The 17,353-nt window shown below is 72.0% G+C and carries 13 protein-coding genes; all 13 read left to right on the forward strand.

Annotated elements, in window-relative coordinates; genetic code table 11:
- The first annotated feature begins 42 nt into the window (after positions 1-42).
- The gene (locus AC3CHW_RS26620) at positions 43-756 is read left to right on the forward strand and encodes a hypothetical protein (protein ID WP_488468164.1); all 714 of its coding nucleotides are present in this window, start codon (positions 43-45) and stop codon (positions 754-756) included.
- 265 nt (positions 757-1,021) lie between these two features.
- Positions 1,022-1,633: a sigma-70 family RNA polymerase sigma factor gene (locus AC3CHW_RS26625; protein WP_187062958.1), complete on the forward strand. Its 612-nt coding sequence runs from the start codon at positions 1,022-1,024 to the stop codon at positions 1,631-1,633.
- 288 nt (positions 1,634-1,921) lie between these two features.
- Positions 1,922-2,674, forward strand: a complete 753-nt coding sequence (locus AC3CHW_RS26630) for an aspartyl/asparaginyl beta-hydroxylase domain-containing protein (RefSeq protein WP_187062959.1) — start codon at positions 1,922-1,924, stop codon at positions 2,672-2,674.
- 1,028 nt (positions 2,675-3,702) lie between these two features.
- A complete protein-coding gene (locus AC3CHW_RS26635; protein WP_488468165.1) occupies positions 3,703-5,118 on the forward strand; it encodes an MFS transporter in 1,416 nt (471 codons plus the stop codon).
- Between the two features lie 219 nt (positions 5,119-5,337).
- Complete coding sequence (locus AC3CHW_RS26640; protein WP_488471175.1) at positions 5,338-6,390, forward strand: beta-ketoacyl-ACP synthase III; 1,053 nt, start codon at positions 5,338-5,340, stop codon at positions 6,388-6,390.
- The gene (locus tag AC3CHW_RS26645; RefSeq protein WP_187062962.1) at positions 6,387-6,629 is read left to right on the forward strand and encodes an acyl carrier protein; all 243 of its coding nucleotides are present in this window, start codon (positions 6,387-6,389) and stop codon (positions 6,627-6,629) included. Before AC3CHW_RS26640 ends, AC3CHW_RS26645 begins: the two co-directional genes overlap by 4 nt.
- Positions 6,630-6,694: 65 nt before the next feature.
- Positions 6,695-7,582, forward strand: coding sequence for a (3R)-3-[(carboxymethyl)amino]fatty acid oxygenase/decarboxylase (gene scoE / locus AC3CHW_RS26650; protein ID WP_176161273.1), 888 nt, complete (start codon positions 6,695-6,697; stop codon positions 7,580-7,582).
- Entirely contained in the window at positions 7,582-8,139 is a 558-nt protein-coding gene (gene scoD / locus AC3CHW_RS26655; RefSeq protein ID WP_488468166.1) for a (2E)-enoyl-ACP glycyltransferase, read from the forward strand. The genes scoE and scoD overlap by 1 nt, the downstream gene beginning before the upstream one ends.
- A 96-nt stretch (positions 8,140-8,235) precedes the next feature.
- Positions 8,236-9,873: a long-chain-fatty-acid--CoA ligase gene (locus AC3CHW_RS26660; protein ID WP_488468167.1), complete on the forward strand. Its 1,638-nt coding sequence runs from the start codon at positions 8,236-8,238 to the stop codon at positions 9,871-9,873.
- Positions 9,874-9,918: 45 nt separating this feature from the next.
- The gene (locus tag AC3CHW_RS26665) at positions 9,919-10,176 is read left to right on the forward strand and encodes a phosphopantetheine-binding protein (protein WP_176161270.1); all 258 of its coding nucleotides are present in this window, start codon (positions 9,919-9,921) and stop codon (positions 10,174-10,176) included.
- Complete coding sequence (locus AC3CHW_RS26670) at positions 10,163-14,890, forward strand: amino acid adenylation domain-containing protein (protein ID WP_488468168.1); 4,728 nt, start codon at positions 10,163-10,165, stop codon at positions 14,888-14,890. Before AC3CHW_RS26665 ends, AC3CHW_RS26670 begins: the two co-directional genes overlap by 14 nt.
- 73 nt (positions 14,891-14,963) lie before the next feature.
- Entirely contained in the window at positions 14,964-16,016 is a 1,053-nt protein-coding gene (locus AC3CHW_RS26675; RefSeq protein ID WP_488468169.1) for an ABC transporter substrate-binding protein, read from the forward strand.
- A gap of 269 nt (positions 16,017-16,285) precedes the next feature.
- Positions 16,286-17,251, forward strand: a complete 966-nt coding sequence (locus AC3CHW_RS26680; RefSeq protein ID WP_488471176.1) for a FecCD family ABC transporter permease — start codon at positions 16,286-16,288, stop codon at positions 17,249-17,251.
- Positions 17,252-17,353: the final 102 nt, after the last annotated feature.

Below are 17,353 nucleotides of genomic sequence, written 5' to 3' on the forward strand. Positions count from 1 at the left end.
GGTCTGCACCACTTGTCAGTGCTGGCTGGCAACATGTCGACTATGACCACTGGGTTGGCGTCCCGCGCCATACGAGCCGCGACCTTCGCGGCCGTGTGCGTCGTCGCCGCCGCCGCTGGTCACTCACTCGCTTCCGGCACGGGCGTGTCACCGCTCGCGCTGGGCAGCGCGTTCGCCGGGACGGCATCGGCCGCCTGGTGGCTCGCCGGGCGCGAGCGGGGCGCGTTCGCGGTGACGGGGGCGACCGTCGTGTCCCAACTCGCGCTCCACGTGCTGTTCTCCCTGATGGACCGGTCGGCGTCGATGACGGCGCACGGCCACGCGGGCCACATACCCGGGGCGGCGTACGAGGCGCGTGCCGGGCTCTCCCCACCCACGGGGCGACCGGGCGCCACGGACGCCGCCGAACCCCTCGCACGACCCGCCGCCGGCCCGCAGGGCGCCGGCCCGGACGGCCTGGAGGGCCTGACGCCCTTCTGCCACGGCTGGGGCATGCTGCTCGCGCACGTACTGGCGGCCCTGGCCTGCGGGCTGTGGCTGTGGCGCGGCGAGCGCGCCGCCTACCGGCTCGGTCGCGCGCTGGCCGCCGCCGTCTTCGTTCCCCTGCGCATCGCCTACCGCGGCCTGGTCGCCAGCCCGCGACGGTGTCCGCGGCCACGCCTGACCCGCACCTCGCGCGTCCGGCGTCCGCGCCAACTCTTCCTGCGCCACGTCCTGGCCGGCCGCGCGCCGCCGCACCGCCTCGCCCTGCGCTGAACGCACCGTCACCCGCACCCCGTCGGGCGCCCATGCCGTGGTGGCGGGCGCAGTTCCGATGCCGGTGGTCGTTCCCGCGAAGACGGCCCCCGTAAGGCGTCGGCTCCAGGCCCCGCGGTCCCTCGCTGTGCCCCGCGCCGAAGACGTCGGTGCCCTTGCCGGCACCGCGGCCACCGGCGTGGCCGTGCGAGGCGTGCGGAGCTGTCATCGCCGGGCCGTGGTCACCCATGGCGCGGCACACAGCCCCCAAAAGGACTCCGTTGCGATGATTCCTGCCCTAGTCCGGGCCTGCCCCGGACCGTCCCGCCCCGCGGACGACGAGGAGGTGACCGACTGGGCGCTGGCGGCACGGGATGGCAACCCCGCCGCCGTCGAGCGCTTCGTACGCGCCACCTACCGGGATGTCTGGCGGTTCGTCACCCATCTGAGCGCCGATGTGCACAGCGCGGACGACCTCACCCAGGAGACGTTCCTGCGCGCACTCAACTCCCTGCCGCGCTTCGCTGGACGCTCCTACGCGCGTACCTGGTTGCTCTCGATCGCCCGCCGCGTGGTCATCGACCGCTACCGGTCCGCCGCCGCCCGGCCCCGCGTCGCCGACGCCCCCAACTGGCAGTCGGCCGCCGAGGGGGCGCAGCCGTCGGGACTGCCCGGCTTCGAGGAGGGCGTCGCCCTGCTCGACCTGCTGAACACCCTTGAGCCGCACCGGCGCGAGGCGTTCATCCTCACCCAGCTCCTCGGACTGCCCTACGCGGAGGCCGCCGCCGTCGTCGGCTGCCCGGTCGGCACGGTGCGGTCCCGGGTGGCCAGGGCGCGCGAGGACCTCATCACGCTGCTGCGCACGGCGGAGGTGTCCGGGGTCGCGTTCGCGGCCTGACCGGCGCACCGCCGTCGATATCGAGCCCGCGCGCCGGTCGTCGGGTGGCGCGCGGGGGAGGCACGCCTGTGCTCGACAAGATCCGGCCACCCCACGTGGCCGGATCGAGCGAGCTTCTGTATCCAGCCATCGGGGTATGCCCCGGTTGTCCGGACCGCGGCGGGACGAGGCCGCGCGGTCCACGCCGCCGCCGCTGTTCCCCGCCCTGTTCCCCGAGTGCCATTCCCCCCTCTTACGCTTTCTCACCTAACTTTGCCTCACCTTTTCTCTCACCATCAGGAGAATTCAGTGACACCGGAGATTGAGAACGCCTTCGCCGCGATCCGGAGCGAGTACGGCTCCGACTCCATCGAGCGCGTGGAGGAGATGCTCGACAGCAAGAAGCAGGAGCGCCACCCGTTGCAACAGGGTGCCAAGTGGATCATGCCGGGAATTTCCCAGCAGCCCTGGCACGATCCGTACGGACATGCCGAGCACACGCCCTTCATAGCCGCCCTTGAGGAGCAGCACGGAGCGATCAAGTCGGAACTGGAGACGGCCTGGGCCGCGCGGCGCGAGGCTTTTTCCAACTACGAGCACTACCTGACGCCGCAGGATGACTGGCAGGCGCTCTACCTCTACCGCAAGGGGGGCCTGGTCGCGGAGTCGCAGCCGACGGCGCCGACGGCGTACAAGGTGCTCAAGGAGTTCGCCGTCGACACCGAGAAGATCTGCCCGCTCCTCGAATGCCATTTCTCCACGCTGCTGCCCGGCGCCGCCATCAAGCCGCACTCCGACCTGTGGAACTTCAGCATCAACCTGCACCTGGCGGTGGACATCCCCGAGGGCTGCGGGATCAAGGTCGCGGGGGAGACCCGCTCCTGGGAGGAGGGGAAGTGCCTGCTCTTCGACTACTCCTTTGAGCACGAGGCGTGGAACTCCGGGACCCGCCCGCGCACCTGCCTGCTGGTCGACCTGTGGCACCCCGACACCACCGTGCCCGAGCGCGCGGCGCTGGTGGCGCTCATCACGGAGATCCGGAAGTTGATGGGCGAGGACTGACCGAACCCGCGCTCACCAGGTACGACTGCCGCCGTTCGTCGTTCGCGACGGACGGCGGCAGTCGTGTGTCCGGCAGCGGATTCCGGTGAACACCAGGTGGACGCTGGGCGAGGGAATCACGACGCACCGTAGCCGTATATGCTCCCCCGACCTGGCGGGCGCGATCGCGGGTGCGCAGGGAATTCGTCGGGCCCGGCGGTGAACGAGCGGCTTTCAGACGCCTCATACCGCGGGTTCCCGGTCGCCTCCCGTTGGCCTGGTGGGCTTTCGGGTGAACGGCGGTCGGCATCGCCCTATGCGGGCGCAAATCACTCGTCAACTGTCCAACGGCTAGACAGCTTGGTCTATGCCAAGGCAGCATGTGATGAAGAACTTCGGGTCTGTCGGGAACTCGATGACTTTCTCGTCCGACTACCGAAAAAGGCCCTTCCTGGCACCCCGGAACGGCACCCTCCGAATGACGGTGGGAATGCTTCCCTGGTGCCCGCATTTCGGCTGCCTAGCCGCTTGAATCGGTCATCCCTGCCCCTGTACGCTCGCCTGGCGATGGCCGAAAAGAGTCTGTTCGGAGTGGCCCACAGGACCACCGAACCGGGCAAAAAGCGCGAAGTTCAGCGGTGTTTCGCTCACTCTTTCGCGGGGTAACGCCCTGGCCCGTCGGATGTTCCTGTGGAGGGAGAGAGGGGAACGCGCCACTCCGGGTGGCTGATTCCCACTTGTCATGAAGACGCTCAGTGACGCCTTAACCAGAACTGCAACCGGAATCTGAGCCAGGCCGAAAAGAAGGCCAATTGCTTGCCGTGCCGATGGGGGTGAGCAAGCATCCAGGGCGAGTCGCCCAATGACGTGTGGCCAGGTGTTCACGGGCTGGGGAGGCCCGTCGCCGGGGCCGGTCATTTCAGTGTGTGGTGCAGCATTTCGGCACCCAGCAATGATTCGCCGTACGCATCGCAGTGATGATCCACCGCACGAGGCATGGGGAACCGCTGTCGTGATTTCAGCAGGTTCCTAAGGGGGAATGTCCGAGGATGTCCGCAATAACGTCGTCACCCGCACCACCTCGTCAGCGGCTTGGGCTGTCCCTGTTCGTACTGGCCGCCGCGCAGCTCGTCATCGCACTCGACTTCAACATCGTCTACGTCGCCCTGCCGAGCATCCAGGAGGGCCTCGGCTTCTCCGAGCAGGACCTGCAGTGGGTGGTCAGCGCCTACGTCGTGGCCACCGGCGGGTTCCTGCTCCTCGGCGGCCGGGCCACCGATCTGCTGGGCCGCCGCCGGATGTTCGTGCTGGCCGCGGGGTTGTACGCCGGCTCGTCGCTGATCGGCGGGCTGACCGACACGGCCTGGCTGTTGGTCGCCGTGCGCGCCGTGCAGGGCATCGGCGGCTCGCTGCTGTTCCCCGCCACGCTCTCGCTGATCACCACGATCTACGAGGAGGGCCCGCGCCGTAACAAGGCGCTGGCCGTGTGGGGCGCGGCCGGCGCCGGCGGGCTGTGCTTCGGCTCGCTGCTCGGCGGCGTCCTGGTCGAGGCGTTCGGCTGGCCGTCGGTGTTCATGGTCAACGTCCCGCTGGCCGGGGCGATCGCGGTGGCCGGGTGGCTGCTCTTCCCCGCCGACCCGCCGCGTGCGCGAGAGCGCGACTTCGACGCCCTGGGCGCCGTCACCGCGACCGCGGGCATCACGCTCCTGGTGTTCCTGCTGGTCCGCGGGCCCGAGGTCGGCTGGACCAGCAAGGCCACCGTGCTGTGCGCGCTGTGCTCGGCGCTGCTGCTCGCGGCGTTCGCGGTCATCGAGTCGCGCACCCGCGATCCGCTCACCCCGGTGCGGCTGCTCACGCACCGCTCCCTGGTGGCCGGAATGGCACTGGCCGCCGTGTTCAACGCGACCTTCGCCTCCGTCCCCTACTTCCTCACCCGCTACTTCCAGCTCGTGCACCACTACAGCGCGCTGGAGACCGGGTTGGCGTTCCTGCTGCCGGCCGTCATGGTCGCGGCCGGAACCCAGGTCGGCGAGCGGGCGGTCGCCGCCTTCGGCGTGCGGGCCACGCTGCTCGGCGGGTTGCTGCTCGGCGCGGCCGGCGCGGTCGCGCTCGCCGTGGCCTTCACCGACAGCGGCTCCTACGGGCGCCTGGTGCCCGGACTGGTGTTGCTGAGCCTGGGTCAGGGCGCGGCCTGGACCGCGCTGTGGATCGTGGCCGCCTCCGGCGTCGCCCCGAGCGACCAGGGCATCGCGTCGGGTCTGGCCTCCACGACGCTCCAGGTGGGCGGCGCCGTCGGGCTCGCGCTGCTGGTCGCCGTGGCCAACACGCGCAGCGACGGGCTGGCCGGCGACGCGCTGCGCGACGGGCTGGTCGACGGCGTACGCCTGGTCAGCTACCTGGTCGCGGCCGGCATCTGCTGCGGGGCGCTCGTGCTCCTCGCGCTCAGGAGGGCCCCGAGCCGGTAACGGTTCCGCCAACCGGTCGGCCCCACGCCACCGCCCGCCGCCGGTCGGGCCCCCACCCCCACACCAGTACCCGACCGAACCCGCTGCCCCTGCTTGCCGACTTGCTCGCCGATTGAGGAGACCGCCGTGCCCAGCGATGCCGCCCCACCGCCCGAACCCGACGAACGAGCCCTCGCGCACGCCCCGCGTGCGGCTGGCGCGCGGCCGGCGCGTGCCGCCGTGTTGTGCGGGCTCGCGGGTTGGCTGCCGCCGCGCATCGTCACCAACGACGAGTTGTCCACCTACCTCGACACCAGCGACGAGTGGATCGCCACCCGCACCGGGATTCGCCAGCGCCGCTTCGCCGACCCCGGCCAGGCCACCTCGGACCTCGCCGTCGAGGCGGGCCGGCGCGCGCTGGAGTCGGCCGGCACCGAGCGGGTGGACGCCGTGGTCGTGGCCACCACCACGCCCGACCGGAGCTGCCCGGCCACCGCGCCGCTGGTGGCCCACCGGCTCGGCCTGACCGGCGTCGCGGCCTTCGACGTCAGCGCCGTGTGCACCGGCTTCGTCTACGGCCTGGCCACCGCCGCCGGCCTGATCACCGCGGGCGTCGCCGAGCGCGTGCTGTTGATCGGCGCGGACACGTACACCTCCATCATCGACCCGCTGGACCGCGCGAACGCGATCATCTTCGGCGACGGCGCCGGGGCGGTCGTGCTGCGTGCCGGCGACGCCGACGAGCCCGGCGCCATCGGCCACTTCGACCTCGGCAGCGACGGCGCCGAGGAAGAGATGATCATGGTGGCGGCGGGCGGCTCGCGGCAGCGCTCGCGCCGCGACGAGCAACCCAGCCACGCCGACCGGCACTTCTCGATGCAGGGCAGGGCGGTGTTCCGGCACGCGATCACGCGCATGTCGACCTCCGTCCGCGCCTCGCTCGCCGCCGCCGACTGGAAGGTCGACGACGTCGACCACCTCGTGCCGCACCAGGCCAACCAGCGCATCCTGCGCGCGGTCGCCGACGATCTCGGCCTCCCGCGTGAGCGCTGTGTCTCCAACGTCGAGTCGGTCGGAAACACCGGTGCCGCCTCCATCCCGCTGGCGCTCGCGGACGCGGCGGCCGGCAACGTTATCGAGCCCGGGGACCGCGTGCTCCTCACCGCCTTCGGCGGTGGCCTGACCTGGGGCTCCTGCGTGCTGCGCTGGCCCGACCTGACGCCCCGTACGCCGACCGCATCCGCGGCAGCCGCACCCGTAACCGCCCAAGAGGGAGGACCTCTCGCACCATGAGCGCCACCTATGACCGACTCATCGCCCTGCTGACCAAGCTGCACGAGGCCCCGCCGGAGGACACCACCCCGGACGCGACCTACGCGGAGCTCGACGTCGACTCGCTGACGCTCGTGGAGATCGTCATGCACGTCGAACGCGAGCTGGGCGTGACCATCGAGGACAGCGAGCTGCACCCCGACCTCAGCCTCGGCGCCACGGCCAAGCTCATTGACGAGCGGCTTGCCGGACAGCCGTAGACGCCCTCCCCGAGCCAATTTCGAAAAACCCGGTTCCATCCTTATCTCCCCGAAAGGCAGTCACCATGGAGATCGTCCCGCAGGAAGGCAAGAAGCTCGGCGCGGCCGTGCACGGGTTCGACTACGCCAGCGCTTCTGAGGAGGACATCCAGAAGCTCAAGGAAACCGTTTACACGAAGAAGATCGCGGTGCTCAAGGGGCAGGATCTGGACCCCGCGCAATTCCTGGAGCTGGGCAAGCGGCTCGGCCGCCCCGAGACGTACTACGAGCCGATGTACCAGCACCCCGAGGTGCCCGAGGTGTTCGTCTCGTCCAACGTCCCGAAGGACGGCAAGCAGATCGGCGTGCCGAAGACCGGGAAGTTCTGGCACGCGGACTACATGTTCATGCCGGACCCGTTCGGCATCACGCTGATCTACCCCCAGGTCATTCCGCAGAAGAACCGCGGAACGTACTTCATCGACATGGGCAAGGCGTACGAGGCGCTCCCCGAGGAGCTCAAGAAGGCGGCCGAGGGCACGCGCTGCCGGCACTCCGTCCGCAAGTACTTCAAGATCCGCCCGCACGACGTCTACCGCCCGATCTCCGAGATCATCGAAGAGGTCGAGACCAAGACCCCGCCGGTGGTGCACCCCACGACCTTCACCCACCCGATCACTGGTGAAACGGTCCTCTACATCAGCGAGGGCTTCACCGTGGACATCGAGGACGCGGAGGGCAAGCCGCTGGAGACCGACCTGCTGCACGACCTGTTCAAGGCCACCGGGCAGCTGGACGACACCTTCTCCAACGACAACATCCACCTGCAGAGCTTCGAGAAGGGCGACCTGCTGGTCTGGGACAACCGCAGCCTGATCCACCGCGCCCTGCACACCTCAGCGCCCGAGCCCACCTCCTCGTTCCGGGTCACCGTGCACGACGAGCACAAGCTCTACGACGGACTCACGGTCTGATGGCGACCCACACCGCCGAACGTGCCGTCGGGGACAAGCCGTCGGCACCCGAGTGGTACGCCACCGACCGCGAGCTGCTCCCGCCGGTGCTGCGCCCCTACAAGGAGAACTGCAAGTACCTGCTCTCCGCGGAGGTCAGAGCCAAGGCGGGACTCGGCACGGCGCGTTGTGAGTTCGCCATTCCGGAGTCGTGCTACATCGACGACACCGGGCATCTCAACGCGGTCGAGGTGAACATCTGTTACAACCAGATGATGTATTACCTGGTCGCCAAGTCCGTGCAAGAGGGACTGATGCCGGGATTCGCCTCGTGGACGATGGAGGATTACTGGCGGCACCAGCTTCCGGATATCCTCATCGCCCGCTTCGGCAGCAATTTCCGGCGACCGATCAATCCCCGTTCGTTCTCCGGTGAGATGACGTTCCTCTCGCTCACCCGGCGTACCCCGGGCGGCGGCGATCCCATGCTGCTCGCCGAAACGTCGTACCGGTACTGGGACGCCGACGGCGGACGCTGCGACGGCGAGGCCACCCTCGCTTTCGTGGGTGTCGCTTAGCCGTCACCTTCACACAGCGACAACACCTGCCGTGGTGCGGGCCACCGAGAAAAGGGCGGCGGCCCGCACCACGGACCGAATGCGGAGGCGCAGGACATGGCCGATTCCACGATGACGCGTACAGCCGACGGCAGGCTCTACCACCCGAACCTGCACACCCTCGACGAGACGGCACGCTTCCACGCCGAGCGCCAGCCGGACGTGCCGGCGGTGCTGTGCGAGGGCCGCGTCCTGACGTACGGGAACCTGCACCGGGAGAGCAACCGCATCGCGCGCGCCATCGAGGCCGCGGGACTGGCGCCCGGCGCGCGCGTCGCCTACCTCGGCAAGGAATCCGAGCACTACTACGAGATCCTCTTCGGCTGCGCCAAGAGCCAGACCGTGCTCGTGCCCATCAACTGGCGCCTGACCGCGCCCGAGGTCAGCCACATCCTGCGGGACTCCGGCAGCGAACTGCTCCTCCTGGAGGAGGAGTTCGCCCCCGTCATCGACCGGGTGCCGGACGCCGTGCCGACCACGGTGGTCCGGCTGAGCACCGGCGCGCGCCCCGCCACCGCCGGCGAGGACGCGCCCAGCGCCGCGGCCGTCGACTTCGCCGCCTGGAAGGGCGCCCAGCCCGACACCGAGGTGGACCGCCCGGCGACCCCCGACACCCCCGTCGCCCAGATCTACACCAGCGGCACCACCGGCCTGCCCAAGGGCGTCGTCCTCGCCCACCGCAGCTTCTTCGCCATCCGCGACGCGCTCGCCTCCCAGGGCCTGGACTGGATCGACTGGCGCGCCGGCGACATCGCCCTGATCGGCATCCCCGGCTTCCACGTCGGCGGCCTGTGGTGGGCCACGCAGAACTTCAGCGCCGGCGTGACCGTCGTCGCCATGCGCGCCTTCGCGCCGCACCAGGCCAACGCCCTGATCAAGGACCTGGGCATCACCACCGCCTGCGTGGTGCCCGCGATGCTGCGCATGATGCTGGCCGAACCCGGCGTGAGCCCGGCGGACTTCAGCACCCTGCGCAAGATCGTCTACGGCGGCTCGCCCATCTCCGAGGCGCTGCTCGAACAGAGCCTGGCCCTCTTCGGCTGCGAGTTCGCCCAGATCTACGGCCTCACCGAGACCGGCAACACCGCGGTGTGCCTGCCCCCGGCCGACCACGTGCCGGGACACCCCCGGATGAAGGCCGCGGGCCACCCCTACCCGGGCGTGCGCGCCAAGGTCATCGACGGGGACGGCAGGGAGCTGCCCGTCGGGACGGTCGGCGAGGTGTGCCTGGCCACCCCGGCCCGCATGGTCGAGTACTGGGGCCTGCCCGACAAGACCCGCGAGACGCTGGTCGGCGAGTGGATCCACACCGGCGACGCCGGCTACCTCGACGCCGACGGCTACGTGTTCATCAGCGACCGCATCAAGGACGCCGTCATCGTCGCGGGCGAGAACGTCTACCCCGCCGAGATCGAGGGCGCCCTGGAGGCGCACCCGGGCGTGCGCGAGGCGTGCGTGGTGGGCGCGCCCGACGAGCGCTGGGGCGAGACCATCCACGCCTTCGTCGTCGCCGTCCCCGGCGAGCAGCCGACCCCCCGGGACCTGCACCGCTTCCTGGTGGACCGGCTCGCCAGCTTCAAGCTCCCCGCCAAGTACGAGTTCATCGACCAGGTGCCGCGCAACCCCAGCGGCAAGATCCTCCGCCGCGAACTGCGCGACCGCTTCTGGAAGGACGCGGACCGCAAGGTCAACTGACCGCCGTCGCCGCAGCCCCTGCCCCGCTACCCAAGAGAGAACGACATGTCTGAGCCCTTGACGCTGGCGACCTTCCGCGCCGACCTCGCGGAGGTGCTGCACCAGCAGCCGGATGAAGTAGACCTCGACGAGAACCCCCTGTACGCGGGCCTGGACTCGCTGCGCATCGTCACCCTGGCCGAGCGCTGGCGCTCGGCCGGTGCCGAGGTGAGCTTCGTGGAACTGGCCGAGCGCACCTCGTTCGCCCAGTGGTGGGACCTGATCGCCGAACGCCAGGCGGGAGTCGAACATGCCGAAGCCTGACGGCACCCAGAACGGCACCGCGACCCCCGCCGGCCCCGGCGCGGACGGCGCGGGGGAGCGGCACCCGCTGCTCGCCGCGCAGGAGGGCATCTGGACCGGTCAGCAACTCGACCTGGACAGCCCCGCGTTCAACACGGCCGAGTACGTGTGCATCGCCGGCCCCGTCGACACCGAGGTCTTCGTCGCCGCGCTGCGCCAGGTGGTCGCCGAGACCGAGGCGCTCGGCGTCCGCTTCACCGTCCAGGACGGCAAGCTCTGGCAGGTCACCGCGGACACCACCGACTGGCAGCCACACGTGGCCGACCTGACCCCGGAGGCCGCGCCGCGCGCCGCCGCGCTGGCCTGGATGGCCCGCGACATGGCGCGCCCCGTCGACCTGGAGCGCGAGCCGGTCTTCGGGCACGCCCTGTTCCGCGTCGGGCCCGACGAGTACTGGTGGTACCACCGCGTCCACCACATCGCGCTCGACGGCTTCGGTCTCTCGCTCGTCGCCCGCCGCGTCGCCGACGTGTACACCGCGCTGGTCGCGGGCCGGCCCACCGGCGACAGCGGCTTCGGCACGCTGCAGTCCGTGCGCGACGAGGAGCACGCGTACCAGAACTCCGCGCGGCGCGACAAGGACGGCGCGTACTGGGCGGCGCGGTACGCCGACCGGCCCCCCGTGCCCAGCCTCACCGACGACTCCGCGCTGCCCGCCCGCACCTTCCGGCGGCAGATCACCGACCTGGCGCCGGCCGAGGTGACCAAGCTGCGCCAGCGGGCCGACGAACTCTCCGTCACCTGGTCGGACGTGCTGCTCGCGATCACCGCCCGCTACATCCAGCAGGTCAGCGGCGCCCCCGAGGCCGTGCTGAGCGTGCCCGTCATGGGCCGGCTCGGCTCGGTGTCGCTGCGCGTGCCGTGCATGGTGCGCAACGTGCTGCCGCTGCGCGTGGCATCCGGCCCGGACGACAGCCTCGCCGACCTCGCCCCGCGGGTGGCCGCCGAACTGCGCGCCGGCCTGCCCCACCAGCGCTACCGCTACGAGCACCTGCGGCGCGACCTCAAGCTGGTCGGCGGCAAGCGACGCCTCTCGGGCCCCGGCGTCAACATCATGCCGTTCGAGTACGACCTGCGCTTCGCCGGCCACGCCAGCACCGTGCACAACGTGTCCGCCGGCCCCGTCGACGACCTGTCCGTCAACGTCTACGACCGGGCCGAGGGCGCGGGCCTGCGCTTCGCCTTCGACGCCAACCCCGACCTGTACGACGCGAGCGACCTGGCCACCCACCAGCGCGGGCTGCTCGCGCTGCTGCGCGCCGCGCTCGCCGAGCCCCACCGCCCGCTGTCGCAGCTCGCCGAGATCCCCGCGCCGGCCACCACCGCGACCGGCCCGGCAGGCGGCACCACGGCGGCCGACTGGCCCGTCGTGGACGGCGGCCCGCTGCGCGCGGCGGCCCGCCCCGTGCTCGACCACATCGCCGAGCGGGTCGCCACCCGGGGCGACGCCACCGCCGTCGAACACGGCGACCAGCGCGTGAGCTACGCCGAACTGGACGCCGCGGCGCGCCGGCTCGCCGAGCGGCTCACCGCGCAGGGGCTCGGCCGTGGCGCGCTCGTGGCCGTCGCCCTGCCGCGTGGCATCGACGCCGTCACCGCCATCCTCGGCACGCTCTACGCGGGCGCCGCCTACTGTCCGATCGACCTCGGCGCGCCCGCCACCCGCACCACCGCCCTGCTGGCCGCCGCCGACGCCGCGGCCGTGCTCACCACCGCCAACCACGTGGCCAAGCTGCCCGGCGGCGGCGCGGGCGCCGGCGGTTCGGCCGGGCTCGCCGTGGCACTGCCGGACGGCAGGGGCACCGTCCCCGTACTCCTCCTGGACGCCGCGGCCGACCCTGAGCCGGCGACCGCCGCCCAGCGCGCCGACCGCGCGGCAGCCGCCGAGCGGGCCGCCGCCGACGAGTTGGCGTACGTCATCTACACCTCGGGCTCCACCGGCGAGCCCAAGGGCGTGGAGATCGGGCACGGCGCGCTGGCCCACTTCGTCGCCGGCGCCACCCAGCGCTACGAGCTGGGCGCGGACGACCGGGTCATGCAGTTCGCGCCGCTGCACTTCGACGCCAGCGTCGAGGAGATCTTCCTGACCCTGTGCGCCGGGGCCACGCTGGTCGTGCGCACCGACGACATGACCGAGTCCGTCGCCACCCTGACCGGGGCCTGCGAACGGCTGCGCGTCAGCGTCCTCGACCTGCCCACGGCGTACTGGCACGAGGTCGCGTACGCGCTCGCCACCGGCTCCGCCACGCTGCCCGCGTCGGTACGTACCGTCATCATCGGCGGCGAGGCCGCCGTGCCCGAGCGGGTGGTCGGCTGGCGGCACGCGGTCGGGTCGTCGGTGCGCCTGTTCAACACCTACGGGCCGACCGAGGCGACCGTCGTCGCCACCGTCGCCGACCTGCACGACCCCGAACTGGCCACGGGCGACGTGCCCATCGGCCGCCCGCTGCCCGGCACCCGGGCGGTCCTCGTCCCGGTGGACGGCGGGACGGACCAGGGGGCCGGCGCCGGCTCGGGCGAGGGCGGCACGGTCGGCGAACTGCACCTGCTCGGCGACGCGTTGGCGCGCGGCTACCGTGGCGCCCGCACCGCGGACGCCGAGCGGTTCGCCCCGCTGACCGACCTGCCGGGCGCGCCCCGCGCCTACCGCACCGGCGACCTGGTACGGCTCGCCGACGACGGACTGCTGCGGTTCGTCGGCCGGGTCGACGGCGAGTTCAAGATCAGCGGACACCGGGTGCACCCCACCGAGGTGGAGGCGGCGCTGCTGCGCCAGCCCGGTCTGCGCGAGGCCGCGGTGATCGGGCAGATCCTGCCCGACGGCACCCGCCGGCTCGTCGCCCACCTGGTCGCCGACGGCACCGCGCCGCAGGCCACCGAGGTACGCGAGGCGCTGCGGGCCGTGCTGCCCGCCGCGATGATCCCCTCCGCGCTCACCTTCCACGAGCGGCTCCCGCTGACCGGCTCCGGCAAGATCGACCGCAAGGCGCTGGCCGCCCTCGACGCCCCGGCCCCCGCCGCCCAGGACGCCGACGCCACCCCGGCCGACGCCCCGGGCACGACTTCGGCCAACCCGCTGGAAGCGGCCATCACCGGGGTCTGGGCCCAGGTCCTGGGCGCCGACCACATCGCCCCGGGTGACGACTTCTTCGACCTCGGAGCCCAGTCGCTGCAGGCCATCCAGGTCGCCAACCGGCTCGGCGTGGAGCTGGCCCGCGAGGTCAAGGTGGCCTGGCTGTTCCAGTACCCGACGGCCGCCGACCTCGCGGCCCACCTCGCCCAGCAGGCGGGCCCGGACGGCTCCGCCACGCCGGCCAGCGCGCGGCCGGCCGCCACCCAGGCGACCGGCACGCCGGCCGCCGACGCGACGGAGGTGGCCGAGAACGGACTGCCGGCCGCCGTCGCCGCCGTGGCGCGCGACGCGGAGCTGGAGGCCGACATCGCGCCCGGCACCGGAACCCGGGTCGATCCGACGGCGCCGCCGCGTCAGGTGCTGCTCACCGGCGCCACCGGCTTCGTCGGCGCCCACCTGCTGGCCGAGTTGCTGACCAGCACGGACGCCGAGGTCGTCTGCCTGGTACGGGCGGCCGACCGGGAGCAGGCCACCGCCCGGCTGCGGCAGGCGCTGGACGAGCAGCAACTCGCCGTCGGCGAGGCCGCCCGGCGCATCGTCGCCGAGCCGGCCGACCTGGGCCGCCCGCACCTGGGCCTGACCCCGGAACGGCTGGCCGAACTCGCCGCGAGCTGCGACGCGATCTTCCACAACGCCGCGACCGTCAGCATCATGCGCGAGTACTCCAGCCTGCGCGGCGCCAACACGGAGTCCACCCGGGAGCTGCTGCGCCTGGCGGCCGACCGGAGCATCCCGTTCCACCTGGTCTCCACGCTCTCCACGGCCCCGCCGTACAGCCGCAGCCCCGAGGTGCCCGAGGCGTTCCTGCCACCGCACTCCGGTCTCATCTACGGCTACCAGCAGAGCAAGTGGGCCTCCGAACGGCTCCTGGAGCAGGCGGCGGAGCGCGGCTTCCCGGTCACCCTGCACCGGCTCGGCCGGGTCGTCGGCGCCCCCGACACCGGCTTCGTCAACGACCGCGACTTCGTCTGGAGCGTGCTGCGCGCCGGCATCCCGGCCGGCATCGTGCCCGACCTCTTCGAGGCCGAGGTGTGGACGCCGGTGGACTACGTCGCCCGCGCCGTCGTCCGGCTCGCCCTGCGCCACGAGGGCGGCACCGACGTCGTGTTCAACCACGCGCCGGCGCCGCAGCTGAGGCTGGACGACCTGTACGACTGGATCGCCGCCTACGGCTACCGGGTGCGCCGGATGCCGCTGGCCCAGTGGCGCGCGGAGCTGCCGCGCGCCGCGGACGTGGCCACCACGACGCTCGCCTTCTTCGACACCTTCGACGGCCCGGGCGACGCGGACCACGGCTCCGACGCGAACGGCGCGCGGGGCGGCGACGGCGCCACCCCCGCACCCGAGGCGGCGGCCGAGCCGGAGCTGAGGCTCGGCCACATCCGCGCGGACAACGTGCTGCGCGGCCTGGCCGACACCGGCATCACCTGCCCGACCATCGACCGGTCGCTGGTCTTCCGATACCTGGACCATTGCGTGAAAACCGGCAGCCTGCCCCGCCCCACGGGAGGTGACCGGCCGGAACCCGTCACGGCGGGTTGAGGCGTCTCGGGAACTGGGTCGGACTCCGCCACGACTACTGAGGCGGAGTCCGACCCACCCCCGAGGAGCCCGCATGCATAGGAAACGGCCCGCCATGGCGGTGCTGGCCGGAGCGCTCTGCCTGGTCACGGCGGCCTGCGGCGGAAGTTCGACGTCCGCCACGACCGAGAACGCCGCCAAGGGCGAACGCTCCGGCGCCGGCTACCCCGTCACGATCGAGAACTGCGGGCGCAGCACCACGTACACCAAGGCGCCCAGCCGTGTCGTCGTCATGAACGGCGCCTCCGTCGCCGAGGTCTCCACGCTGCTCGCGCTCGGCCTCGGCGACCGGATCGTGGCCAACCAGCAGTCGTACGGTGCCTCCGAGGTGGGGGGTCGCGCCGAGGCGATCGAGAAGCTGCCCGACGGCGGCGTCAAGCCCAACGACGCCTTCGACATCCCGCGCGAGGCGATGCTGGGCCTGCGGCCCGACCTGGTGCTCTCCACCACCGCGTACGGCTTCTCCTCGGGCAACGGCTTCGCCACCCGGGACGACCTGGCCTCCGTCGCGGCCAACAGCTACGTCTCGCCGCAGGGCTGCGACGAGGACACCTCGAAGATGACCATCGAGGACAGCTACCAACTGCTGCGCGACCTGGGCAGGATCTTCCAGGTCGAGGCGCGCGCGGAGAAGCTGATCGCCGAATCAAAGCGGAAGATCGCCGCCGTCTCCGACAAGATCAGGGCCAAGGGCGGCAAGCAGCCCCGCGTCATGGTGGTCTTCTCCAACATGTCGATGGGCGCCAACGACTTCAGCTCCGTGGCGGCCAACGGGATCTGGAACGACATCCTGAACAAGGCCGGCGGCACCAACGCCTTCGCCACGGTCACCAAGAACACCTTCGCCGACCTCAGCAAGGAGAAGGTCGCGGCCGAGCCCGTGGACGCGCTGGTGGTCATCGGCTACCAGGACAAGAACCCGGCGGCCTTCGCCCGCAAGCTGCTGCGGGACTTCCCGCAGTGGCCCGCCGCCAAGAACAACCGGTACGTCACCCTCTCCGACTCGGCCTACCTCGGGCCCAGCAACGACCTGGCCGTGACGAAGATCGGCGAGATGCTGCACCCCGAGGCGCTGGGGGAGCGGTGAGCGCGCAGGCAGCGGAGGAGCCCTACCCGCCCCGGATACCGCACGCGAGCGCCGCGGGCGCCCCGCCGGGCCGGGCCGCCCGCTCGCTGGCCGGCGCCCCGCCACGCGCCCTCGCCGCCCGCGGCGCGACCGACAGCGCGACCGACACCAGGCCCGGGCCCGCCCCGACGGCCAAGCCCGGCACGCCGCGCCGGGCCAAGGGCCCGCGCATCCTCAACGTGCCCACCGGGCCGCTGCTCGTCGCCCTGCTCGCGGTGCTCGTCGGCACGATGATGGTGGCCATCAGCATCGGCTCGGTCACCATCCCGGTCGTCGACGTGTGGCGGATCGTCTGGCACCACCTCACCGGCGCGGGCGCCGCCGCCGACCCCGCCCTGGACCAGATCGTCTGGAACTTCCGCACCCCGCGCGTGGTGCTCGCCGCCCTGGTCGGCGCCGGCCTCGCGGTCGCCGGCGTGGTCCTGCAAGCGGTGGTGGCCAACCCGCTCGCCGACCCGTACGTCCTCGGCGTCTCCTCCGGCGCCTCGCTGGGCGCCGTCATGGTCATCACCATGGCCGGCGGCGCGCTGGGCGGGCTCGGCGTCTCGGCCGCGGCCTTCGCCGGCGCCATGGTCGCCGTCGCGCTGGTCTTCGTGCTCGGCCTGACCCGGGGCCGGCTCGCCCCCACCCGCCTCGTGCTCTCCGGCGTGGCCGTCGGCTACCTCTTCCTCGCCGGCACCAGCTACCTCCAACTCCAGGCCACGCCGACCGAGTTGCGCTCGGTGATGTTCTGGATGCTGGGCAGCGTCGCGGGCGCCAAGTGGAACCAGCTCGGCCTGGTCAGCACCGTCGTCCTGACCAGCACGGTGTTCCTGGCCCTGTTCGGCCGCCAGCTCAACGCGCTGCTGGCCGGCGACGAGTCGGCCACCGCGCTCGGCGTGGACGTGCACCGGCTGCGGGGCGCGCTGCTCGTGCTGTCCTCGTTGCTCACCGGCACCGTGATCGCCGTCGCCGGCGGCATCGGTTTCGTTGGCCTGATGATTCCCCATCTGGTACGGCTGGCCGTGGGAGCGGATCACCGCAGGCTGCTGCCGCTGGCCGCGGTCGTCGGGGCCATCTATCTCGTCGTTGTCGATCTGTTGTCGCGCACCGTTAACCGGCCAAATGAGCTGCCGCTCGGCATCCTCACGGCACTTTTCGGGGCACCCTTCTTCCTGTGGCTGCTGCGTCGCAACAAGACGCTTGATGCCTCGTGAGTAGCGTGATGCGGTCCCGGGCCGCCCGCCCGCCCCTGGCGTACGCGCCCGTGACCCCGGCTCGGCCGACCGCCGCGCGGCGGCGCGAGGTACGGGCCCCGG

It is taken from the genome of Streptomyces sp. MGP-BFMKR1 (genome assembly GCF_057766585.1).